21 protein-coding genes and 1 tRNA gene are annotated in these 23202 nt (G+C 70.7%); 14 read left to right on the forward strand and 8 right to left on the reverse strand.

What is annotated here, in order from left to right; translation table 11 throughout:
* Positions 1-16: 16 nt before the first annotated feature.
* Both RF637_RS02455 and RF637_RS02460 read left to right on the forward strand, forming a co-directional pair.
* Positions 17-202 (forward strand): hypothetical protein, encoded by a 186-nt coding sequence (locus RF637_RS02455; RefSeq protein WP_239320833.1) that lies wholly within the window; start codon positions 17-19, stop codon positions 200-202.
* On the forward strand, positions 195-458 hold the full coding sequence (locus RF637_RS02460; RefSeq protein WP_368844058.1) for a GNAT family N-acetyltransferase: 264 nt from the start codon (positions 195-197) through the stop codon (positions 456-458). The genes RF637_RS02455 and RF637_RS02460 overlap by 8 nt, the downstream gene beginning before the upstream one ends.
* Here the strand turns inward: RF637_RS02460 and RF637_RS02465 are convergent.
* Together RF637_RS02465 and RF637_RS02470 are read right to left on the reverse strand one after the other, a co-directional pair.
* Complete coding sequence (locus RF637_RS02465; RefSeq protein WP_368844059.1) at positions 437-1237, reverse strand: glycerophosphodiester phosphodiesterase; 801 nt, start codon at positions 1235-1237, stop codon at positions 437-439. The two genes, RF637_RS02460 and RF637_RS02465, sit on opposite strands and share 22 nt — an antisense overlap.
* Before the next feature lie 322 nt (positions 1238-1559).
* Positions 1560-2195, reverse strand: a complete 636-nt coding sequence (locus RF637_RS02470) for an endonuclease (protein WP_368844060.1) — start codon at positions 2193-2195, stop codon at positions 1560-1562.
* A gap of 222 nt (positions 2196-2417) precedes the next feature.
* Between RF637_RS02470 and RF637_RS02475 the strand changes: the two genes are divergently transcribed.
* From RF637_RS02475 to RF637_RS02485, 3 genes are all read left to right on the forward strand, one after another.
* Positions 2418-2903, forward strand: a complete 486-nt coding sequence (locus RF637_RS02475) for a pyridoxamine 5'-phosphate oxidase family protein (protein ID WP_368844061.1) — start codon at positions 2418-2420, stop codon at positions 2901-2903.
* A gap of 121 nt (positions 2904-3024) precedes the next feature.
* Entirely contained in the window at positions 3025-4170 is a 1146-nt protein-coding gene (locus RF637_RS02480) for a type III polyketide synthase (RefSeq protein ID WP_368844062.1), read from the forward strand.
* A gap of 3 nt (positions 4171-4173) precedes the next feature.
* Positions 4174-5022 carry a class I SAM-dependent methyltransferase gene (locus tag RF637_RS02485; RefSeq protein ID WP_368844063.1) on the forward strand — a complete coding sequence of 283 codons (849 nt, stop codon included), beginning with the start codon at positions 4174-4176 and terminating at the stop codon, positions 5020-5022.
* Here RF637_RS02485 and RF637_RS02490 read toward each other — a convergent pair.
* From RF637_RS02490 to RF637_RS02510, 5 genes are all read right to left on the reverse strand, one after another.
* Positions 4995-5807, reverse strand: coding sequence for a nitroreductase family protein (locus tag RF637_RS02490; RefSeq protein WP_131332553.1), 813 nt, complete (start codon positions 5805-5807; stop codon positions 4995-4997). The genes RF637_RS02485 and RF637_RS02490 overlap by 28 nt on opposite strands.
* Before the next feature lie 3 nt (positions 5808-5810).
* On the reverse strand, positions 5811-6140 hold the full coding sequence (locus RF637_RS02495) for a hypothetical protein (RefSeq protein WP_064846019.1): 330 nt from the start codon (positions 6138-6140) through the stop codon (positions 5811-5813).
* Positions 6141-6294: 154 nt separating this feature from the next.
* The gene (locus RF637_RS02500; RefSeq protein WP_368844064.1) at positions 6295-7053 is read right to left on the reverse strand and encodes an LppP/LprE family lipoprotein; all 759 of its coding nucleotides are present in this window, start codon (positions 7051-7053) and stop codon (positions 6295-6297) included.
* A gap of 136 nt (positions 7054-7189) precedes the next feature.
* Positions 7190-9211, reverse strand: coding sequence for a hypothetical protein (locus tag RF637_RS02505; protein ID WP_368844065.1), 2022 nt, complete (start codon positions 9209-9211; stop codon positions 7190-7192).
* Between the two features lie 7 nt (positions 9212-9218).
* Positions 9219-10607, reverse strand: a complete 1389-nt coding sequence (locus RF637_RS02510) for a sigma 54-interacting transcriptional regulator (RefSeq protein ID WP_368844066.1) — start codon at positions 10605-10607, stop codon at positions 9219-9221.
* 133 nt (positions 10608-10740) lie between these two features.
* Here RF637_RS02510 and RF637_RS02515 point away from each other — a divergent pair, with 133 nt between their 5' ends.
* The 6 genes from RF637_RS02515 (at position 10741) to nrfD (ending at position 18608) form a co-directional block, all read left to right on the forward strand.
* Positions 10741-11412, forward strand: coding sequence for a histidine phosphatase family protein (locus RF637_RS02515; RefSeq protein ID WP_368844067.1), 672 nt, complete (start codon positions 10741-10743; stop codon positions 11410-11412).
* Between the two features lie 69 nt (positions 11413-11481).
* A complete protein-coding gene (locus RF637_RS02520; protein WP_368844068.1) occupies positions 11482-12372 on the forward strand; it encodes an SCO1664 family protein in 891 nt (296 codons plus the stop codon).
* 126 nt (positions 12373-12498) lie between these two features.
* Entirely contained in the window at positions 12499-12840 is a 342-nt protein-coding gene (locus tag RF637_RS02525; protein ID WP_035965408.1) for a hypothetical protein, read from the forward strand.
* 199 nt (positions 12841-13039) lie between these two features.
* Positions 13040-16420 (forward strand): formate dehydrogenase, encoded by a 3381-nt coding sequence (gene fdh, locus RF637_RS02530; RefSeq protein WP_231885519.1) that lies wholly within the window; start codon positions 13040-13042, stop codon positions 16418-16420.
* An 11-nt stretch (positions 16421-16431) separates the two neighbouring features.
* Positions 16432-17511 (forward strand): 4Fe-4S dicluster domain-containing protein, encoded by a 1080-nt coding sequence (locus tag RF637_RS02535; protein WP_035965484.1) that lies wholly within the window; start codon positions 16432-16434, stop codon positions 17509-17511.
* Positions 17508-18608: an NrfD/PsrC family molybdoenzyme membrane anchor subunit gene (gene nrfD / locus RF637_RS02540; RefSeq protein ID WP_064846027.1), complete on the forward strand. Its 1101-nt coding sequence runs from the start codon at positions 17508-17510 to the stop codon at positions 18606-18608. The genes RF637_RS02535 and nrfD overlap by 4 nt, the downstream gene beginning before the upstream one ends.
* Before the next feature lie 121 nt (positions 18609-18729).
* Here nrfD and selD read toward each other — a convergent pair whose 3' ends face one another.
* On the reverse strand, positions 18730-19773 hold the full coding sequence (gene selD, locus RF637_RS02545) for a selenide, water dikinase SelD (protein WP_368844069.1): 1044 nt from the start codon (positions 19771-19773) through the stop codon (positions 18730-18732).
* A gap of 83 nt (positions 19774-19856) precedes the next feature.
* On the opposite strand from selD, the gene RF637_RS02550 reads away from it, so the two are divergent.
* The 3 genes from RF637_RS02550 (at position 19857) to selB (ending at position 23087) form a co-directional block, all read left to right on the forward strand.
* A tRNA-Sec gene (locus RF637_RS02550) sits at positions 19857-19951 on the forward strand.
* A 41-nt stretch (positions 19952-19992) separates the two neighbouring features.
* On the forward strand, positions 19993-21300 hold the full coding sequence (selA, locus tag RF637_RS02555; RefSeq protein ID WP_368815010.1) for an L-seryl-tRNA(Sec) selenium transferase: 1308 nt from the start codon (positions 19993-19995) through the stop codon (positions 21298-21300).
* Positions 21300-23087 carry a selenocysteine-specific translation elongation factor gene (selB, locus tag RF637_RS02560; RefSeq protein ID WP_368844070.1) on the forward strand — a complete coding sequence of 596 codons (1788 nt, stop codon included), beginning with the start codon at positions 21300-21302 and terminating at the stop codon, positions 23085-23087. Before selA ends, selB begins: the two co-directional genes overlap by 1 nt.
* Positions 23088-23202 lie beyond the last annotated feature (115 nt).

The raw sequence follows: 23202 nt of genomic DNA on the forward strand, positions 1-23202 counted from the left end.
GTCGAAGGAGCCTCACATGACCCCCTCACTCGCCACGTACATCGCCCTGCCCGGAACCACCGCCGAAGCCATGGAGCACTGGCACGACGTGTTCGGGGGTGACCTGCACATCCTGCGCTACGGCGACATGGACCTGCAGGGCATGCCGTTCAAACCGGATCCCCAGGCCGTGGACCACCCGAGCCGCCGCCACGGTGGCTGAGTGGGCCCTGGACCACGCCGGACTCGAACGCCTCGAGCTGGGGCACCGGGTCAACAACCCCGCATCGGGAGCGGTGGCGCGGGCCGCCGGTTTCCGCAAGGAGGGGACCGAGCGGGGGAAGTTCCTGATCGCGGGCGAGCGGGTGGACGTGGACACCTATGGACGGCTGCGAACGGATCCCCGGTGGCAGGGCAGCGCGGCGGCGGCCCGGTTGCGGTCCGGCGACCGTCGGCGCTACCGCACGGCCACGGCGTGACCCACGGTCGCGGGGTGTTTCCGGGAGAACTCCACGGGGAAGTCGGTCGTGATCCGATCCACGCCCAGGGCCACCATGCGGTTGAAATTGCGCTCGGCGTTCACCGTGTACACGCTCATGCCCAGCCCTGCCGCACGGACCCGGTCCACCGCGGCCGCATTGAGCCAGCGGTGGTTGGACCCCACCTGCCCCGCGTAGGTGGAGATCCGCGCGAGGGTCTCGGCATCGGGAACCCGGTACACGAGCTGCTGCAGGGGGACCTCCGGGGCCAGCACCGCGAAGCGCTGATTGGAAGCAGCGTCGAACCCCAGGACCTCGATTCGCCCGTCGCGGACCAGACGCTGCCACCGGGGATCCGATCGCAGACGCTCCCCGATGATGTGCTCGATACCGGGGGACGTGACCGGGGACTTGATCTCGATGAACACGCCGATCGCGTCGCGCGCAACCTCCACGGCGTCGTCGAAGTGCGGGATGCGCTCGCCCCGGAACGCGCCGGAGAAGGACGAACCAGTGTCCAGCCGTTGCAATTCGGCCCATGTGAACGACGTGACCGGATCGTTCTCCCGACCCGGGAACACCTCGGCGGCGTTCGTGGTGCGCGCGGGGGTGGGGTCGTGGAACGCGAAGGGCACACCGTCCGCGGAGAGCTGGACGTCGAGCTCGAAAAACTGTGCACCCGAGGAACGGGCCACCTCGAACGCCGCCACCGTGTTCTCGGGTGCGACCCCCGCGGCTCCGCGGTGGCCGATCAACAGGTGGGCCGGCGCAGTGGTCATTCCCGCAGTGTCCTCCCGCCCGCGGGGTGCTGTCAGGAGGGCCGTGGGCCGGATCCAGCGGAGGGGGTCCGTTGCGAGACGGTCGGTCAGGGGGGTCGTGCGGGTGCGCATCCAGAGCCTCTCACGGGTTGCCGTACGGAGATGGCCTTGCCGGTCGCGTGGTGATGACCGGCGAACGGGCCGAACCCATGGTCGCGGGGGGACATGACGGCTGTGGAGCACCCCGATGACCGAGGTGTTAACTCGGCACCACGGATCACACCCGGTGTATTAACCCGGCGTCCGCCGCCGAAGGCCCCTCCGGCGGATCGCACCCGCTCCGTTACTCCAGCGGGTCACCCTTGGTGCGGTCCAGCGCGACCCGGACCAGGGCCGCGGCCAGGATGGGGAGTTTTTCGGGCGGGACGAGGTCCGCGAGGTCGTGGGCGTCGTCGGGCAGGCCGATCCGCCGGGCGCCGTCCAGGGCCTTGGCGTCGAAGAACGGCGCGAGGCCGGGCCAGACACCCTGTACCTCCCGGGCGAAAATCGCGGCGCCCGCGGGGCCGATCCCCGGGAACTGCTGGAGCGCGTCGAGGACGTCGTCGGTACCGTCCGCGCGCTCACGCACGCGGCGCAGATCCCCGCCGTACTCGTCGATCAGGAGGGCGGCGCCGTCGCCGAGCATCGTGGAGGTGCGCTCGTCGTAACGCTTGTAGCCGCCGCGACCCAGCGCCTGAACCCGTTGCCGCCACGACGCCGCGCGCATCCGTTCCGGGGTGCGGTACCCGGCCGTGAACAGCTCGCGCGCGGAGGCGACCGCCACCTTGGCCCCGATGCGCGCGGACAGCAGGTTGGCCAGCACCAGCAGCTGGAACAGGGGAGCGGGTGTGTTCCGCAGCTCGATGCCGGCGTCCTGCGCGTACGTGGTGCCGTGGCGCTCCAACAGCACGTGCACGGTGTCCTCGTGCGATCGCGTCATGCGTCCCTCCCTGCCTGGATGTCTGTGTCCGTGTTGTCCGACATCATGCCGCCCACGGCCGGATCGTTCGGGGCCGTGCTGCTCACGACGGCGTGAATTCCGCTCCCGGCCAACTCTCTCGTGCGCACCGTCACTAGTAAATAAACTGATAATCGACGCCACATCGCGGTGGCAGACCCCACGGTTTGGTGGGCATTCACAGCCTCGACGAAAGGAAGTGCCATGGCGGAGAACACCGACGACATCCAGAAGGTGCGGGACATCATCAAGGGCACCCGCATCGCCATGCTCACCCACATGGACGGGGATGGTCACCTGGTGTCCAAGCCCATGGCCACGCAGGAGGTCGAGTTCGACGGCACCGTGCGGTTCATCGCGGAGCGCGACTCCGAGCAGGCACAGGCCCTGCAGCAGCGCCCCGAGGTGAACGTGGCCTACTCGGGTTCCGGCTCGTGGGTGTCCGTGTGCGGCACCGCGCGCATCGTCAACGACGAGGCCAAGCTCAAGGAACTGTGGAGCAGCTTCACCGGTTCGTGGCTCCAGGGCGGCCCGGAGAACCCCAACAACATCCTCATCGAGATCGACGGCCACAGCGCCGAGTACTGGGACAGCCCGGGTAACAGCAAGGTGACCCAGGTGGCCAACTTGATCAAGTCCAAGGTCAAGGGCGACACCGTGGACGGCGAGAACAAGGTCGTGGATCTCTGATCCGACCCGCCCGTCCGACGGCCGTTCGATCCCCATGGATCGGGCGGCCGTTGCGCATGTCGGGGCTCGTCCGGCAAGGGGCGCCTCGTCCGGGCGGGGGCCCGCGCGCCTACCATGGAGTATGACCGTACGCCTACTGTCGATCGAGACCGCCGTCCCCGACACCGTGATCCGGCAGGAGGACGTGTCCCGGCTGTTCGCCGAGCAGCCGGGGATGACCAGGCTCGGCACGCGCGTGGTGCGTTCCGCCTTCGCAGGCGCCGGGGTGAGCACACGCCACACGGTCCTGCCCGAGCTGGGTGTTGTGGCATCGGGGACCGTTGACGGGGGCGACGCCGCGACGTCGCCGTTCGTGGATCCCACGGCCCGGCACCTGCGCTCGCCGGGAACGCACGCACGCAACCAGCTCTACACCGAGCACGCCAAACGGATGTTCGTGACAGCCGCCCGGGCGGCCCTCGACGCCGCGGCCCCCGGGATCGAGCTCGCGGACGTGACCCACGTGATCACGGTGTCCTGCACCGGGTTCTTCGCGCCGGGCCCGGACGTGCGCGTGACCAAGGACCTGGGGCTACCCGCGGACGTGAAGCGGATGCACCTGGGGTTCATGGGCTGCAATGCCGCGTTCCCCGCCCTGCAAGCCGCGTACACCGCGTGCCGCGCGGATCCGGACGCCGTGGTGCTCGTGGTGTGCGTGGAGCTGTGCACCCTGCACCTGCACGTGCGCAACGATCCCGACACCGTGATGGGCAACGCCCTGTTCGCGGACGGTGCGGCCGCCGCGGTGGTGACGGGGCGCGACGCCGCCGCTCCCGGCGCTACCCTCGAGCTCGTGGACTTCGAGACGACCCTGGCCCCAGTGGGCGAGGAGGAACTCGCGTGGAGCGTGGGGGACGAGGGCTTCGAGATGATCCTGGGGACCTACGTGCCGCGGATCATCGACGACCACGTGACGGACGCCCTCGCACCCCTGCTGGACCGCGCGGGGTTGAGTGCGGACCAGATCCCCCTGTGGGCCGTGCACCCGGGGGGACGCAGCATCCTGGACAAGGTGCAAGGACGGCTCGCGCTCACGGACGAGCAGATGGCCCCCTCTCGGGGAGTGCTCGCGGACGCCGGGAACATGAGCAGCGCGACCATCCTGTTCGTGCTCGAGCGCCTTGTGCGAGCGGGGGACCCGGGCACCGTGGCGGCGCTCGCGTTCGGCCCCGGCCTGAGCATCGAGAGCGCCCTGCTGCGGGTCCGTCCCGCGTCCGAGACGACGTGAGCGATGAAACCTATGCTGCGCAACAACCCTCTGCCGCACGCTGATGTCCTGCGCCGCCGCGACCCCCTGCTCCGCCACCGCAGCGTGGACGAGCCGGAGCTCATGGACGATCCGGCCTGCGATCCGGTGGCCCTGGACAACACCTACCGCTTGTTCGGGGTGATCAACCCGCTCGTTGCATCCTGGCGGCCCGTCTACCGCCGGTATGTACGTCCCGCGTTGCGTGCCGCTGCCCGAGAGGGCCGCCCCGGCACCGTGCTGGACATCGGGTGCGGCGGGGGCGACGTCGCCCGGGCCATCACCCGCTGGGCCGCTCGCGACGGGCTGGACGTGCGGATTACCGGGATCGACCCGGACGCCCGGGCCACACGGTGGGCGGCCGCGCACGACCGCGGAGTGGGCGCCGCCTACCGGACGCTCGCGAGCCACGACCTGGTGGCAGCGGGGGAGCGCTACGACGCCGTGATCTCCAACCACATGCTCCACCACCTGACACGGAAGGAGCTGTCCGCCGTGCTGGCGGACTCACGTCGGCTGACCCGTGGGGTAGCGGTGCACAACGACCTGCGCCGCAGCCGCGCGGCCTGGCTGCTGTACTGGGTGGCCACGCTGCCGCTCGCACGAGCCAGGGTGTTCGTGCGCTTCGACGGTCTGCTGTCCATCCGGCGCAGCTACCGCCCCGGAGAGCTGCGCCAGGCGCTGCCCCCGGGGTGGCGGGCCGTGCAACAGCGGTTCTTCCGGCTGCTGGCGGTGCACACCGGCCAGGACGCGGAGCCGATCCAGGCGGACCGGGATCAGGTGGACACCCCGCAGAAGGACCGGACTCAGTCGGACCCGGGACGCACGTCCTGATCCCAGCCCTGCTGAGGCGTCTCGCACGTCTCCCGGAACACGTACTGGGAGGGGCGTTTGCGTTCGCGGCTGGACCAGTCGATCGCCGGGCGGTGGGTGCGCTCAGGCACGTAGCCCAGCCGGTACACGGCCATGAGCTCCAGATCCTCCGGAACGCGCAGCACGTCCACGATCCGCTGCCACTGGTGCGGTGCCTCCATGGGGAAGGACACGAACTGGATCCCCATGCCCAACTCCACCGTGGTGAGCCACAGGTTTTCCATGGCGGCACCCATGCTGAACACCGAGTAGAACCCGGACAGTTCCTCCGGGCGGTATTCGCCGCGCTCGAGCATCACGCCGATCAGCAGCGGAGACCCCGCCACGAGCTTGCGGTTCTCCTCGCCCAGGGTCTGGGGCACGCGCAGCTTGTTCATGAGGCTCTGCCCGGAGGGCGTGAACGCCTTGGACGTGAACGGGCGCAGCAGCGCGGGCAGTTTGTCGAACAGCATGCCGCTGCGCTGGGCGTCCATCTCCTTCTGGCTGAACCGGAAGTACTTCTTGTACCGGTCGAAGAACGTGCCCGCGCCCATGACCTCGGTCATGCTCTCCCCGCTGATCCGGGCAACGGTCTCGATCGTGTCCCGGTTCTCGATCAGCACGAACCGCCATGGCTGGCTGTTGAACTGGGAGGGAGCCGCGGCCGCCGCGCGGATCAGCAACTGTTGGTGCTCGGGGCTCACAGGATCCGGGCGGAACGGGCCGTTGGTGGTGCGGCGGTTGAACACGGCATCCAGGAATTCCACGATTCACCTCCAGGCCAGCGCGAGGCCGGCCACGTAGCAGGGAGCCGCCGCGAGGGCGTCTCGGGTGTGACGTCGCAGCGGGTGCGCACCGTGGCGCTGCAACAGGAAGAGCGGGACGACCGCCGGTGCGAGGACCGCCGCCACTGGGGAGCGCTCACGCACCGCGGCCACGCATGCCGCCGCGGTCACGGCGGACGTGGTGATGTACAGACCGTGGTGGATCCACCGGACGTTCGAGGTGTTCACCCACCGGGCGGCCACGGACGCCCCCAGCGCGCAATTGGCGGTGTATGCACCGGCGGATGCGGTCACGAGCGTGCGCAGCAGGTTCATGACTCTCCTCGCCAGTGGGGTGCGTCCCGTGCGCTCATCGTGTCACACGTGGCATGCCACGGTGTCCAGCCACGCGGCCGCGCTGCCGTCCCGATGGAGTGCGGGGGGCGACGGCGCGTGGTGGCGTTGTCGAAACCGGGCGCCGGGGCGCGGCTCAGCCGATACCCGGGGGCCACTCGCCCGCGTGGTCCACGGACTCGGTGTTCGGGTTCCAGGAGTACGTGGACACAGCCCGCCCGCTCGCACCGGCATTGCTCTCGCCCTCCTTGGCCCACCGGTAGGTGACCTGGATGGCGGAGTCGGACAGCCGCACGGTCGCGGGCGAGAAGGCGATGCCCTCCTTGGTGGTCGTGCCCAGGTACTCGCCGTCGTGGAAGAGCATCTGCTGCGACGGGGAGGACGCCGTGCCCCTGCGGATCGTCAGCGTGACCCACGACAGGTCCGCGCACGGGTCGTACGTCTCGGTGTCGATCGCCACCCAGTCGGCGTCGGGAACGTTGCCCTTGGGGAACGCCGGGCCCACCTTGTCGATGTTCTCGTTCATGGCCTGCTCCGCGGAGGTGTTCGCGCACGACCCGGACGGTTCGGGGGTCGCAGACGACGCCGCAGTGGTCGCCGCGGGGCTCTGCGACCCGGGCGCGGGGGTGTCGGACGCGGTCATGTGACTCTTGGGCTGCGCGGCGGGCGAGGACACGGGAGCCGCGGCGGTGGCCTGGCCGGTCGCCGCGGCGTCGGCCCCGGCCTGCGGGCTCGCGGCCTGGGAGCGGATGCCGGAGGTGGGCCCGTTGGCGATCTCGGAGGAGGTGGCCATGGACTGTGGCTGTTCCGCGGGCGAGGAGCTGCATCCGGTGAGCCCGCCCAGTGACAGGACCAGGAGGGCGGCTGCCGCGGTCACCGTGCGTGTGCGGTGCATGACGAATCCTCTCGTCTCATCCGTTCCCCGATGTCCACGGGTGGTTCCAGCGTGAGGGCTCGTCTTCACTTAAGCAATACTTCTATGTAAATGCAAAAGAATCAGCCCGCGACCAGGGCATTCGTCCCGAAGACCGTTACGCGTCGTCGTCCGCGAAGCTGTCACCCGACCCACCCCAGGAGCCGTTCCGGGAGCGTGAACGCATGTATTCGCCCAGCACCGCGGCGTCGAGGTCCTCGGGATCCGGGGCGACCACCCGACCGCGCACCCGGCGCGCGAGCGCCGCGATGAAGCGGACGAGTCCGGGGTCGTCCCCCAGCCGGAACAGGGTGATCTCGGTGCCGCGCCGGGCCACGGCGTCCAGCTGCGCCACGGTGAGCCGTAGGGTCTCGGGATCGGGCGGGTACATGAACCATGCCTCGCCGCCGGGTTCCAGGTGGGCGGTGGCCTCACCGTCCGTGACCACAAGCAGCACGGGGTGCATGGTGGGGTGCTTGCGGAAGAAGCGCTGCGCGAGCAGCAGGCCGTGATGCAGGTTGGTGCCCTGTTCGTGCCACGCGGGCAGCGCGGTCAGCTCCCCGATGTCCATCGTCTGGGCGTAGCGGCCGAACGTGATGAGTTCGAGTGCGTCACCCCGGAAGCGGGTGGAGATCAATTGGTGCAAGGCGATCGCCGTGCGCTTCATGGGGACCCAGCGCCCGTTCAACGCCATGGAGAAGGACGTGTCCACGAGCAGAGCCACCGCCGCTTGCGTGCGCGCCTCCGTCTCGCGCACCTCGATGTCCTGGACGTCGATCCGCAGACCCGCACTCGGGTCCGCGCCCGACGCCGCCGTGCGGGTCACCGCGTTGGTCACCGTGCGGGTCACGTCCCACGGTTCCACGTCCCCGAACTGCCACGGGCGGGACGAGCCGGTCTGCTCACCGGCGGCCCCGGCGAGCCGGGTGTCCCGGCGGTCACTGCGACCGGAGAGTCTCCCGGCGGCGTCGCGCAACAGGGATTTGCCGAGCTTGCGCATGGCCCGCGGGGACAACCGCAATTCGCCGTCCGTGCCGCGGCGCAGGTAGCCGCTGTCCCGCATGGCGCGCTCAAGCTCGGTGAGCGTGCGCGCGGCGACGGCGGCGTCGTCGCCCAGTTGCCGGGCCAGCGCGGCCACGTCCAGGTCCGAGAGCGTGGAACCCGCATAGGACTGGGACAGCTGCTCGCTCAGGGCGTCCAGGTCCGCGAGGTCCTGCAGCACACCCGTCCCGTCCCCGAGACCGAGGCCTTGATCGCCCTCGAACTGCTCGGAGCCGGACCAGTCCAACCCGGGACGCAGGCCCTGCAGTGCGGCGTCGAGGCGGTCCAGTTGAGACATCAGTTCGGGGGAGCCGAACGCCTGTGCGGACAGCGCCATGAGCTCCTCGCGCTGCTCCGGGGTCATGGACCGCATCATGCGCTGCGCGGCGGCGGAGCGCTCGGCCAGGGCATCGATGAGCTCGTCGATGTCCTGCGGGTTCTCGGGGAACTGGTCCCCGTGCCGGTTCATGAACCGCTCGAAGTCCTCGGGCGTGTCCTCGCCGCGGGCGTGCTTCTCGAGCAGCTCGTTGAGGTCCTCGAGCATGCGGGAGACCGCGGCGCGGTCCTCGTCCGTGGCGTTCTGCAGCGCGTTCTTCATCCCCGCGAAGCGCTGCTCGAGCAGTTCGCGGCCCAGCAGGTCCTTGATCTGTTCGTAGTTGCGCCGTGCGGCGTCCGACTGCCAGTCGTAGTCGGACAGTTCCGTCACGGCCGCCGCGGTGGAGGACGGCAGGGCGTCCAGGCGCATCTCCCGGAACTGCCGGTCCGTGGGATCCATGCGCGCGTCCCGCAGGAACTGATCGCGTTCCTCGCGCAGCGCGCGGTCGAGCAGTTTCTTGGCCTCCTGCACCGTGCCGTCCAGACGGTGCCGGCTCAGCAGGTCCCGACGCCGCTGATGCACCTGGCGCGCCAGATCGTCCAGTCCGCGCTGGTTGCGCCCGCCGCGGCGCAGGAATTCGCGCAGGGCTTGGTCGGGGGAGTAGCCGGCCATGACGTCCTCGGTCACGGCGTCCAGGACCTCCCCGAGGTCCACGGGTGGGGCCAGGGGATCGGGGCCGCCGGAGTAACGACCGTACCGTGAAGAATGCCGGGGTGTGCGCATGGGAGGCCTATCCGTAGACGGTTTCCCCGTCGCCGGACTCCTTGGAGAGCTTCCGGGTCAGGAACAGCCCCTCGAGGGCGAGTTCGACGGCGGTCGCGCGGTACCCGGGCCCCTCACCGCCCACGCGTTCGGCCAACCGGTCGTAGAGCTCGGAGACCTCGAGGGCGGGCAGGGCGTCGAGGAACTCCTGGGCGCCCACGCGTTCGCCGGTCGTGATGGTGCGCTGACCGTCGAACGCGGCGACCAGGGGAGAGAGATCCAAGCCACGGAAGTGTTCCCGCACGGCCTGGGCGGTCGCGGTACGCAACAAGTGCTCCAGGATGTCGTCCTCGCGGCCTTCCTCACCGGATTCGAACTCGACCTTCCCGCCGAGTACGGCCACCGCGGCGTCCACGTCCACGAGCCGGGCCACGGCGGGGTCACCGGGGCGCACCGTGGCGCGGTGCCGGGCGGCGGCCGCCACGGTTTCAGCTCCCGCGATCGCGAAGCGCGCGGAGACACCCGAGGACTGGTTCACCGCGCTGGATTCACGCAGTTGTCGTGTGAACCGGGCCAGGATCTCCAGGATGATGTCGGGGACCTCGGCGGTGAGTTCGGCCTCCTGGCGGATCACGGCCATCTCGTCCTCGAGTTCGAGCGGGTAGTGGGTGCGGATCTCCGCCCCGAAGCGGTCCTTGAGCGGGGTGATGATCCGGCCGCGGTTGGTGTAGTCCTCCGGGTTGGCGGAGGCCACGACCATGACGTCCAGCGGCAAGCGCAGCACATAGCCGCGGATCTGGATGTCCCGCTCCTCCATGACGTTGAGCAGGGCCACCTGGATGCGCTCGGCCAGGTCAGGTAGTTCGTTGAGCGCCACGATCCCGCGGTTCGCGCGCGGGATCAGCCCGTAGTGGATGGTTTCGGGGTCCCCGAGCCGCCGCCCCTCCGCGACCCGCATGGGGTCCACGTCCCCGATCAGGTCCGCGACGGACGTGTCCGGGGTGGACAGCTTCTCCACGTAACGCTCGTCGCGATGGCGCCACGTGATCGGTAGGTCGTCACCCTCCGCGGCGATCCGCGCGGTGGACTCGGCGGTGAGCGGTTCGTAGGGGTGTTCGTTGAGTTCGGAGCCCGCGATCACGGGCGTCCACTCGTCCAACAGCCGTGGCAGGGTGCGCAGCAAGCGGGTCTTGCCCTGGCCGCGTTCACCCAGCAGCGCGACGTCGTGCCCCGCGATCAGCGCACGCTCGAACTGGGGGATCACGGTGCGCTCGAAGCCGTGCAGTCCCTGCCACGGGTTCTCCCCCGCGGCGAGCGCCGCGAGCAAGTTGTCGCGGATCTCCCGGCGCAGGGATTTCAGCTCATGACCCGACGCGCGCAGGTCACCCAGGGTGCGGATGTCAGGTTGGGCGTTCACGCGCGTCACGCTACGCCCGGCAGGCGGCGGCGTCGAGCCCCCGGGGCGGTTCGGTGACGCCGTGTGACGGGCGGGGAGCCGTGCGGGGCGGGGCCCGTGACGCGAGGGCGGGTGCGTTCTAGGCTGACGAAGCATGAGCGACTCCCGCGGATCGACCACCGTCCTGCTCGTGCGTCACGGCCGCACCCCCACGACGGGTGAGCTATTGCCGGGGCGTTCCCCGGGACTGCACCTGTCCGAGCAGGGGTGGGAGCAGGCGCGCGCCGCGGCCGAGCGGATTGCGGAACTGCCCGTGAGCGCGCTGTACAGCTCGCCGCTCGAACGCGCGCGGGAGACCGCCCAGCCGAGTGCCGAGCTGCTGGGTCTGCCCGTCCGCGAGGACCCCGCGCTCCTGGAGCTCGACGTGGGGCAATGGACGGGGCGCGCGCTCAACGACCTCAACCGGTTGCCCGAGTGGCGCACCGTGCAGCACAACCCCTCCGCGTTCCGGTTCCCGGACGGGGAGAGCTTCCCCGAGATGCAGCAGCGCATGGTCGATGCCGTGCAGCGCCTGTGCACGTTCCACCCCGGTGGGACCGTGGTGTGCTTCTCCCACGCGGACCCCATTCGCGGGTTGCTGGCCCACGCGATGGGCACGCCCCTGGACAACTTCCAGCGGCTCAGCGTGGGGCCGTGCTCGATCTCGGTGCTGTCCTATCCCGCGGCGCCCGACGGTGCGGATGAGCCCTCCGGCGACGACACGAATCCCGTGGTGCTCACGGTCAACTCCACGCGGGATTCCTTGCGGGAGCTGGTGGCGTCGTGACGGGCCGGTCCGGCGCGACCCGGAGCGGGCGCGGGGGCGGCGGGACGGCGTCGTCGTGAGAGCGGCGTCGTGAGGGCCGAACGAGCGGACGAGCTGCTGCGCACGGGGGAGATCACGCTGCTCGGGCAGCTCGCGCGCAGCAGCAATGAGACGTTCCTCGTGGAGGTGCGCGCGCCGGCGTCGCAATCGGCCACCGGCACCGACGGCGACGCTCGTACCGGCGCGGTCCCCGACCCCGCCGCCGCGGCCTGCTCGGCACTCGCGACCGGCGACAACGCCGCTCCGGCCGACGCACCCGTCCCGGCGCCCGACCCCGACCACGCCGCCCACGACGGCGCGTCGTTCGGTCCGCCGGATTCGGACACGGCATGCTGGGCCATCTACAAACCCGAGCTCGGGGAGCGGCCCCTGCACGACTTCCCGCCGGGTCTGTACCGCCGGGAGCGTGCCGCGTACCTGCTCAGCGAGGCGCTCGGATGGGGGATCGTCCCGCTCACCGTGATCCGGGACGACGCCCCGTTCGGGACCGGATCGCTGCAGTTGTTCGTGGCCGCGGACCCCCGGGAGCACTACTTCACGATCGTGGAGGACCACCCGGACACCCATACGGCGCTGCGCACCATGGCCGCGTTCGACGTGATCACCAATAACACGGACCGCAAGTCCGGCCACGTCCTGCGCGGACCGGACGGGTGGATCTGGGGGATCGACCACGGCCTGTGCTTCGCCGCGGCGTTCAAGCTGCGCACCGTGATCTGGGAGTTCGCGCACGACCCGCTGCCCCCGGAACTCGTGTCGGACATCGCGGCGCTCGCCGAGAACGGCGCACCGCCGGAGGTGGCCGAGCTGTTGACGACCGAGGAGACAGGGGCGCTGCGTCGTCGTGCCCGTGCGCTCGCGCTGCTGGGCAGGCTCCCGGAGGACCGCTCCGGCATGCGCTACCCGTGGCCGCTCGTGTGAGCCGCCCCGGAGCGGTCCGCTGCGCGTGAAGCGGCCGGGGGTCCGGTGGAGGCGCGGGGCCGCCGCACCGTAGTCTGACCGTGCGCGTGACAGCGCGCTCGTCGAGAACCTGGCAAGGAGCAACCCATGACGCAGCCCATCCCGGACCCCAACCCGCTCGACAACCCCGAGGCCTCGGACGACACGTTCCGCGAGGACGAACTGATCGGCACCACCGGTGACGAGGACTCCGCGTGGGAGGAGGACGACGCCCAGTGGGGTGCCGACGAGGATCCCCTGACCCACCCCGAGGAAGCCGACGTGGAGCAGGTGGCGCAGGAGGAGACGATCCCCGAGCTCGATACCACCTCCGAGACCCAGGACCCTGAGGTCGAGGCCCTCGTGCAGGACCCGCAGGCCGACCGCGAGGTCAACCGCTCGTTGCGGGACGGCGCGGACCAGACCGTGGACCCCATGGACGAGCGCTGACGCGACACGCCGTCGCAGACCACCGACGACCCGTGGCGTCCGGGTGGCCCGTGTGGCCCCCGGTCGTCGCGGGTCGTCGCCGTGCGGGCCGAATCCCGGCGTGACCCGGACCGATGCCGCCGCGAGGGCCGCGCGGGTCGTCGCCGTCGCGACACACCTGACACCTGGACGCGCGCGGTAAACGGTCTATTCTTGAGGTATGTCCCGATTCAGCCCGCTCGAGTGGCCGGTCATCCGCCAGCTCCGGACCGGGGATCACACCGGCCGCAGTTCCGCGGTGCAATCACAGCGCACGCGTGAGATCACGCCGCGCACCAGCAGCGCGGACCGCGTGGTGCAGAGCGTGTGCCCGTACTGCGCGGTGGGGTGTGGCCAGAAGGTCTACGTCAAGGACGAGCGCGTGGTCCAGATCGAGGGTGATCCGGATTCCCCGATCTCCCGCGGTCGGTTGTGCCCCAAGGGGTCGGCGAGCGAGCAGCTCGTGAACTCCCCGGGCCGTCAGACCCAGGTGCTCTACCGCGCCCCGGGTGCCGCCGAGTGGCAGCCCCTGGACCGGGATACCGCGATCGACATGATCGCCGATCGTTTCCTGGAAGCCCGACGCCGCGGTTGGCAGGACACCGACGAGCAGGGCCGTCCGCTGCGCCGCACCATGGGCATCGCGTCCCTGGGCGGGGCCACGCTGGACAACGAAGAGAACTATCTGATCAAGAAGCTGTTCACCGCAGCGGGTGCCGTACAGATCGAGAACCAAGCCAGGATTTGACACTCCGCCACGGTTCCCAGTCTGGGAACCTCGTACGGCCGCGGCGGCGCCACCCAGTCGCTGCAGGACATGGCGAACGCCGACTGCATCGTGATCCAGGGATCCAACATGGCCGAGTGCCACCCCGTGGGATTCCAGTGGGTCTCCGAGGCGAAGGCGCGCGGCGCCAAGATCATCCACGTGGATCCGCGTTTCACGCGCACCTCTGCGGTCGCGGACAAGCACGTCCCCATCCGGGCGGGCTCGGACATCGCCCTGCTCGGTGCGCTGATCAACTACGTTCTCACGCACGACCTGTGGTTCCACGACTACGTGGTGTCCTACACGAACGCCGCCACGATCATCAACGAGGACTTCGAGGACACCGAGGACCTCGGCGGGATCTTCTCGGGCTACGACGTCGAGAAGGGCGCGTACGACCTCTCGTCGTGGGCCTACGACGACGAGGACGACGACGCCGGTGACGGCACCGACAAGCACGAACAGGGCGACGAGGAACGCGAGGAAGCCGGCGGCGACAAGTTCGGCAGCGGCGGCGCGCCCACGGGTGCGTCCGAACCGCGCTGCGACGAGACCCTGCAGGACCCCCGCACGGTCTTCCAGATCCTGAAGCGCCACTTCTCGCGCTACACGCCGGAGAAGGTTGAGGAGGTGTGCGGCATCTCCGCCGCGGACTTCGAGTACCTGGCCCGTGCCGTGACCGAGAACTCGGGACGCGAGCGCACCACGTGCTTCGCGTACGCCGTGGGGTGGACCCACCACACGCTGGGCGCGCAGTTCATCCGCACGGCCGCGATCCTGCAGTTGCTGCTCGGCAACGTGGGTCGTCCCGGCGGGGGCGTCATGGCACTGCGCGGGCACGCGTCCATCCAGGGCTCCACGGACATCCCCACGCTGTTCAACCTGCTGCCGGGTTACCTGCCCATGCCCTCGGTCGAGTCCGATTCGCTCACCGAGTACCTGGGCACGATCGGGTCCAAGACGCAGAAAGGCTACTGGGCTGACGCGGACGCCTACACCGTGAACCTGCTCAAGGCATGGTGGGGGGACGCCGCGCGCGACGACAACGACTGGGCGTACCACTACATGCCGCGGATCAACGGTCCGCACGGGACGTACCAGACCCTCATGGCCATGCTCGAGGACAAGGTGGACGGGTACTTCCTGCTGGGGCAGAACCCCGCGGTGGGATCGTCCAACGGCCGCATGCAGCGCACCGCCATGTCCCACCTCAAGTGGCTCGTGGTGCGCGATCTGAACATGATCGAATCCGCCACGTGGTGGAAGGACGGACCCGAGATCGAGTCCGGCGAGCTGAAGACGGAGGACATCCAGACCGAGGTGTTCTTCATGCCCGCGGCCACCCACGTGGAGAAGTCGGGATCGTTCACACAGACCCAGCGTCTCGTGCAATGGCGCCACCAGGCGGTCTCCCCGCCGGGTGACGCGCAGAGCGAGCTGGACTTCTTCTACGACCTGGGCCGGCGACTGCGCACCCGGTTGGCGGAGTCCACGGATCCCCGGGACCGGCCCCTGCTGGACCTCACGTGGGACTACCCGCTGACCGAGGAAGGTGAGCCGGATCCCGAGAGCGTGCTCGCGGAGATCAACGGCCGGTTCGAGACCGGCCCCGATGCGGGCAAGCCGCTGTCCTCCTACACCCAGATGAAGGCGGACGGCAGCACGTCCGGCGGGTGCTGGATCTACACCGGGATCTACGCGGACGGCGTGAACCACGCCGCGGACCGGGTTCCCGGGCGCGAGCAGGACGAGATCGCCTCCAAGTGGGCGTGGGCCTGGCCCGCGAACCGACGGATCCTCTACAACCGCGCCTCGGCGGACCCCCAGGGCAAGCCGTGGAGCGAGCGGAAGAAGCTCGTGTGGTGGGACGAGGAGTCCGGGCGCTGGACCGGCAAGGACGTGCCCGACTTCCCGGTGGACAAGGATCCCGGCGCGCGGCCTGACCCGGAGCTCGGTGGCGCGGCCTCGCTGCACGGCGACGACCCGTTCATCATGCAGGCGGACGGCAAGGGGTGGCTGTACGCCCCCAAGGGTCTCGTGGACGGGCCCATGCCCACCCACTACGAGCCCCAGGAGTCGCCGGTGGCCAATGCGCTGTACTCGCAGCAGCAGAACCCGGCCCGCGTGATGTTCCCCCGCAAGGACAACCTCTCCGCACCGAGTGCGGGCGCGCCCGGCAGCGAGGTCTACCCGTACGTGTTCACCACGTACCGGCTGACCGAGCACCACACCGCCGGTGGCATGAGCCGCTGGTTGCCGTACCTGTCCGAACTGCAGCCCGAGGCGTTCTGCGAGATCTCCCCGGAGCTCGCCGAACAGCAAGGGTTGGAGCCCTTTGGATGGGCCACGATCATCTCGCCGCGCTCGGCCATCGAGGTCAAGGTCCTGGTGACCGACCGGATGACGCCGCTGCGGGTGGGCGGGCAGACCGTGCACCAGATCGGGCTGCCCTATCACTGGGCCGTGGGCAAGGACGCCGTGGTCAGCGGTGACGCCGCCAACGACCTGTTGGGGATCACCCTGGACCCGAACGTCCAGATCCAGAACTTCAAGACGGGTTCGTGCGACATCCGCCCCGGCCGCCGGCCGCGCGGTGCCGAACGCATCGCGCTCATCGAGGAGTACCAGGAGCGGGCCGGGCTCACCGTCCGGACCGGCAACGAGCGGATCACCGATCCGCAGCGGGAACTGAACGAGGATCCGAAGCGTCCCCACGGCGAGGGCCAGTCCGCGGGGCGTTCCACGGCCCGAGGAGCCGGCACCGCGGTGCGGGAACGGGAAGAGGACGAGTGAGCACGGATCGGATGACACCCACTGACAGGTTCGCGGACGACTCCCACTGGGATCATCCGCACGAGCGCCGCGGGTTCTTCACGGACACCTCCATCTGCATCGGGTGCAAGGCGTGCGAGGTCGCGTGCAAGGAGTGGAACCGCAACCCCGCGGACTCCGACTACGAGCTGCTGGGTTCCTCGTACGACAACACGGGCGGCCTGGGCGCGGACACGTGGCGGCACGTGGCATTCATCGAGCAGTCGCGGGACCGCATCGAGCAGGCCCGGGAATCCGGGCGGGCGCTCGTGGACCTGGGGATGCCCCGCGTGGGTCCGCCCGCGGCGTCGTCGTCGGCTGAACCCGCGTCCGGTGGCTGCGGGTGCTCGTCCGGGGGAGGGGGGTGCGGGAGCGCGGCCACGACCGGCGGCGCATCCACCGCGCAGGACGGCGACTCCCCGGTCCTGGACACCCCGGACTTCCGGTGGCTCATGTCCTCGGACGTGTGCAAGCACTGCACCCACGCCGGGTGTTTGGACGTGTGCCCCACGGGCGCGTTGTTGCGCACCGAGTACGGCACCGTGGTGGTCCAGGAGGACATCTGCAACGGCTGCGGTACGTGCGTGGCCGGCTGTCCGTTCGGCGTGATCGAGCGCCGCGACGACGGTCTCGTGGAGCCCAAGACCCAGCGCGGTGCGGCACCCATGCCGGACACTGTGAAGGTCCCCCAGGACGGGATCGCCCAGAAGTGCACGCTGTGCTACGACCGTATGAAGGACGACCAGACCCCGGCGTGCGCGCAGGCGTGCCCCACCACGTCCATCAAGTACGGCGAGCGCGAGACCATGCTCGAGTCGGCCCAGAAGCGCGTCGCCCAGTTGCACGAGCAGGGCAAGACCGAGGCGCGGCTCTACGGCGCCAACCCCAAGGACGGCGTGGGCGGAACCGGGTCCATCTTCCTGCTGCTCGACGAGCCCGAGGTGTACGGCCTGCCGCCGGATCCCCGCGTCCCCACGGCGGACCTGCCGCGCATGTTCAAGCGTGCGGGCATGGCCATGGTGGGCATGCTGGCGCTCGGCGCGGTCGCGTTCACGGCGGGTGATCGCTCATGAGCATTTCCCCGTACGACGCCTACCGTCCGCCGCAGGAGCCGCGCGGCAAACGACGCCGCAAGAACCGCACCCCGGGCGGGGGAGCCTTCCGCCGCGGTGGCGGTGACGGTTCCCGCGAAGTGCCCGTGGTGCCGGAGCCCGAGTTCACGTCCTACTACGGCCGCCCGATCGTCAAGGCCCCGCCGTGGGACTCCAAGATCGCGTCCTACCTCTTCCTGGGCGGTCTCGCGGGTGGTTCCGCGCTGCTGTCCCTGGGCGGCTACCTCACGGACCGGCCCGCACTGCGTCGCAACGGTCGCCTGGGTGCACTGGGAGCGGCGAGCCTCGGGACCGTGGCGCTCGTCGCGGACCTCGGGCGCCCCGAACGGTTCCTGCACATGATGCGCACGGTCAAGCCCACCTCGCCCATGAGCCTGGGTTCGTGGTTGCTTGCGGGTTTCGCGACCAACGCGGGCGTGGCCGCCGCGATCGAGGTGGACCGGATGACGGATGAACGCCTCCCGCTCGGCCCCCTGCGCCCGGTGCTGCACGCGCTCGAGCTGCCCACGAGCGTGGCCTCCGGCGTTCTCGGAGCGCCGCTCGCGGCCTACACCGCCGTGCTGCTCGGGGACACCGCAGTGCCCACATGGCACGAGATGCACGCGCACCTGCCGTTCGTGTTCGTCAGCTCGGCGTCCTTGGCGTCCGGGGGCTTTGCGCTCGTGACCACGCCCGTGGCGGAGACCGGTCCCGCGCGGTTCTTCGCGGTGGCCGGGGTCGCGGGGGAGCTCGCGGCCATGCACGTCATGAAGGGTGCCATGGACCCCGTCTCCGTGGAGCCGCTCGAACAGGGCAAGCCCGGTGCGTGGCTCACGTGGAGCGAACGGCTCTCGGTCATCGGTGGCGCGGGCGTTCTGCTTGGCGGACGACGCCGCTGGGTCGCCGCAGCCTCGGGGCTCGCCCTCATGACGTCCTCCGCGCTCACGCGCTGGGGTGTGTTCTGGGCCGGCAAGGAATCCGTGAAGGACCCCCGGTACACCGTGATCCCGCAGCGCAACCGGCTCGAGAAGCGCCGCGCCGCCGGGATCATCGACGATTCGATCACAACCGCCGGTTGAGTCTGCCGTGGCGGGGGGCTGCCCCGCTCACGTGCGAACACATGCCCGGGACGACCGCGCAGGCCGTCTCGCAACCGGTCGGATGAACGGTTCGCGCAATGGGTTGAGTTGAACGACGCGCTCAGCGCACGGTGATGAGCGCGTCACCGTCGGCGGGAACCTCGGTGGTCTCCCCGATCACGGGATAGCCGGGGACCTCCCCGACCACGAGCAGTCCGCCCGAGGTCTGGGCATCCGCGAGCAGGAGCAGCTGGTCCTCCGTGATTCCCGATCCCGCGGACAGGAACGGGCGCACCCAGTCCAGGTTGCGGCGGGTACCACCCGAGACGAAACCGTCCCGCAGGGCGTCCGCGGCGCCGTCGACGAGCGGAACTGCGGAGGCGTCGAGCGTGGCGGCCACCCCGGAGGCCCGGCACATCTTGTACAGGTGGCCCAGCAGACCGAAACCGGTCACGTCCGTGGCCGCACGCACCCCGGCCGCAAGGGCTGCGCGGGAGGCATCCTTATTGAGCGCGGTCATGGTCTCGATCGCGGCAGTAAACACCTCGCCCGTGGTCTTGTGCCGGTTATTGAGCAGTCCCACCCCGATCGGCTTGGTCAGGGTGATGGGCAGACCCGGCCGGGCGGCGTCGTTGCGCATGAGACGTTCGGGATCCGCGGTACCGGTGGCCGCCATGCCATACGTGGGTTCGGGGGAGTCGATCGAGTGCCCACCGATCACGGGGCAGCCCGCGAGCGCGGCCACGTCCAGACCGCCCTGCAGCACCTCGGACATTAGGCTCATGGGCAGCAGTTCACGGGGCCAGCCCACGAGGTTGATCGCGACCACGGGGGCGCCGCCCATCGCGTAGATGTCGGACAGTGCGTTCGCCGCGGCGATCCGGCCCCAGTCGCGGGCGTCGTCCACCACGGGGGTGAAGAAGTCGGCGGTCGAGAGCACCGCGAGGTCGGGGCGCACGAGGACGGCCGCGGCGTCGTCGCCGTCGTCCAGGCCCACGAGGACGTCCGGGGAGTCCTGACCCGTGAGTCCCTTGACGGCGTCCTCGAGCTCGCCCGGCGGGATCTTGCAGGCGCAGCCACCGCCGTGGGCGTAGCTCGTGAGACGGCCGATCCCGGTCCCGGACGGGTGCGAGGTCGTGGACGGGCGGGCGGCTTCGGGAGTCATGCGTCCAGTCTAGGAGTGGGGACGGACAGGCTACTGAGTTATGACGACCGAGGGCGTCCGAGTGCGGTGATACATTCGCTCCCGGAGGCGTACGTGTCCTGGTGGGCGCCCCGGTCTTCAAAACCGGTGAGACCGAGCAGCTCGGTCTGGCGGGTTCGATTCCCGTCCGCCTCCGCCACTTCTTGAGCACTCGCCCGCCACAGATCCCGAGGAGTTGCCGTGAGTGCAGCGGATCCCCGCAGCCGCATCCCCCGCACCGACCGGTTGCTCGCGGATCCTCGCATCGGGTCCGTGGGAGCCGGGCTGGGGGCCGCGGCGGTGCGGGTCGCGATCACGGCCGCGCAGGCCCGGGCACGCGCGGGGGAGATCGCGCCCGAGGACGTCGCGAGCGCCGTCGTCACCGAGCTCTCGGCGCGCGGCGCGTCTTCATTGACCCCGGTGCTCAACGCCACGGGCGTGGTGGTGCACACCAACCTGGGCCGCGCTCCGCTCTCCGATGCCGCCCGCCAGGCCCTGCAGGACGCCTCCGGCTACGTGGACGTGGAACTGGACCTGACCACCGGGCAGCGCTCCGGCCGGGGTGTCGCCGCGCGGCAGGCACTGCTCGACGCGTGCCCCGCCGCCGAGGATGCGCTGATCGTCAACAACGGTGCCGCGGCGTTGGTCCTCGCCACGACCGCGCTGGCCGCTGGGCGCGAGGTCCTGATCAGCCGGGGCGAATTCGTGGAGATCGGTGCCGGGTTCCGCTTGTCCGACCTCATGGAATCCACGGGTGCGCGGCTGCGCGAGGTGGGGACCACCAACCGCACGCACCACGCCGACTACCGGGACGCCATGGGTCCGGAGACCGGGTGCATCCTCAAGGTCCACCCCAGCAACTTCCGGGTGGACGGCTTCACGTCCTCGGTGCCGCTCGGGGAGCTGCGGGCGCTCGCGGACGAGCACGGGGTGCCGCTCGTGGTGGACGTGGGTAGCGGCCTGCTCACGCCGGATCCCGCGCTGCCCCACGAGCCGAGTCTGTCGGAAGCGCTCGAGGCCGGCGCGGACGCCGTGATCGCGAGCGGGGACAAGCTGCTCGGCGGGCCCCAGGCGGGTCTGTTGCTCGGGCGCACCGAGACGATCCGCCACCTTGCGCGCTTCCCACTGGCCCGGGCCGTGCGCGCGGACAAACTGACCCTCGCCGCCCTTGAGGCCACCCTGCGGGGCGGTCCCACCCCCGTCGCGAGCGCCCTGCACGCGGACCCGCAGCGCGTGCGTGAGCGCGCGGAGGCCCTGGCCGCCGCGGTGGGAGCCCGCGTCGTGGAGCACGATGGTCGCGTGGGTGGGGGTGGTGCTCCCGGTGTCCCGCTGCCCGGCTGGGCCGTGCGGCTCCCGGAGGCCGCCGCGCGCCCGTTGCGTCTCGGCACGCCAGCCGTGCTGCCGCGCGTGCACGACGGCGCGTGCCTCGTGGACCCCCGCTGCGTCCCCGAGGAGCGGGACGCTGACCTGCTCGCCGCCGTGCGCGCGGCGCTCGCGGAGGTGGGCTGATGTACGTCGTGGCGACGGCCGGTCACGTGGACCACGGCAAGTCCACCCTGGTCCGAGCACTCACGGGGATCGAACCGGATCGGTGGGACGAGGAGAAGCGACGAGGGCTCACGATCGACCTCGGGTTCGCGTGGACCGAGCTGCCCTCGGGGAGGCATGTGGCGTTCGTGGACGTCCCCGGGCACGAGCGGTTCCTGGGCAACATGCTTGCCGGTGTGGGCCCGGCTCCGGTGGTGTGCTTCGTGGTGGCCGCGGACGAGGGCTGGCAGGCCCAGTCCCGCGACCACCGGGATGCGGTCGCTGCTCTCGGGATCGAGTACGGGATGATCGTGGTGACCAAGGCGGACCGGGCTCCGGAGCGGGTGGCCGACGTCGTGGCGCGGGCGCGCGCGGAGCTCGCCCACACGGGTCTCGCGGACGCTCCCGCCGTGGCCGTCTCGGCGCGGGAGGGAACCGGACTCGACGAGTTCCGGGACACGCTGGACGCGGTGCTCTCCCGCGTGCCCGGCCCGGACCCGGACGCCAGGATCCGGTTGTGGATCGACCGGGCCTTCACGATTTCCGGTGCCGGGACCGTGATCACAGGGACCCTGACCGCCGGGACCCTGCACACGGGTGACCGGTTGACCCTGCGCGGTCGAACGGGAAAGCAAGAGGTCACCGTGCGCTCGATCCAGAGTCAGAATGATTCCGTGGCGCGGATCGGACCCACCCACCGCGTGGCCGTGAACCTGCGGGGCACGAGCAAGGACGCGATCCACCGTGGGGACGTGCTCGTGACCCCGGACGCGTGGCCGAGCGCGGGCGTCATCGAGGTCCGCCGTGAGCGGGGGGCTCCGTTCGACGAACTGCCCGCCGAGATCGTGGTGCACGCGGGAACGGCCGGCGTGGGCGCTCGGTTGCGACCGCTCGATGCCGATCACGCCCGATTGCAGCTGGACCACGAGATGACCCTCGTGCCGGGGGACCGGCTCGTGCTGCGCAGTCCCGGGGCGCAGGTCGCGGTCGGGGGTGCACGTGTGCTCGACGTCGACCCGCCCACCTTGGACCGGCGCGGTGCGGCCGCCCGGGAGGCCGCTCGGCTCGCGGGCATCGCCGACCACGGCGACCCCGTGGCGGAAACCGTCAAGTACGGGGCGGTGAGCACCGAGCGGTTGCGGCTGCTGGGGTTCGCGGCGGACGAGACGCCCTCCGGCGACGTCGTCGTGGCGGACGGATGGTGGATCCACGTGCCCCGGCTCACGGAGTGGGCCACGCAGTTGCGAGCGGCGGTCGAGGCCGCGCACGAGCGCGACCCCCTGGCCCCGGGACTGCCCCGGGGCGCGGCCCGCACAGCGCTCGGCGAACCCGGCGGACGGCTCCTGGACATGCTCGTGGCCCGGGCGCAGCTCACGGAGCAGGACGGATACATCACGGTCCCCGGTCGCGGCGGCGGACTCGGTGCCGCGGAGGCCGCGATCACCGCGCTCGAGAAGCGCTTGCGTGCGGATCCGTTCGCGGCACCGGAGGCGTACGAACTGCAGGAGTTGCGCCTCGGCCCGCGAGAATTGGCGGCGGCGCAGCGGCTCGGTCGGGTGCTGCGGTTACCCGGCGACGTCGTCCTGTTGCCAACCGCGCCCGCGCTCGCGATGCGCGAGCTCGCGCGGCTGCCCCAGCCCTTCACCACGAGCCAGGCGCGGCAGGCGTGGGGCACCACGCGCCGGGTGGCCGTACCGCTGCTCGAACACCTGGACGCCAAGGGCTGGACGCGGCGCGAGGACGGGAGCACCCGCAGCATCGTGCGGTGACCACCCGCTGCGGATCGGTACGAGCGGTGGGACCTTGCGCGCCGTGAGCGAAACATCTTCGCGGGGAGGCGGAGCGGGGGCTAGCGTCGACACCACGACATCCGGTGATCCGGCG

The organism is Kocuria sp. CPCC 204721, assembly GCF_040980945.1.
GTDB lineage: Bacteria > Actinomycetota > Actinomycetes > Actinomycetales > Micrococcaceae > Kocuria > Kocuria marina.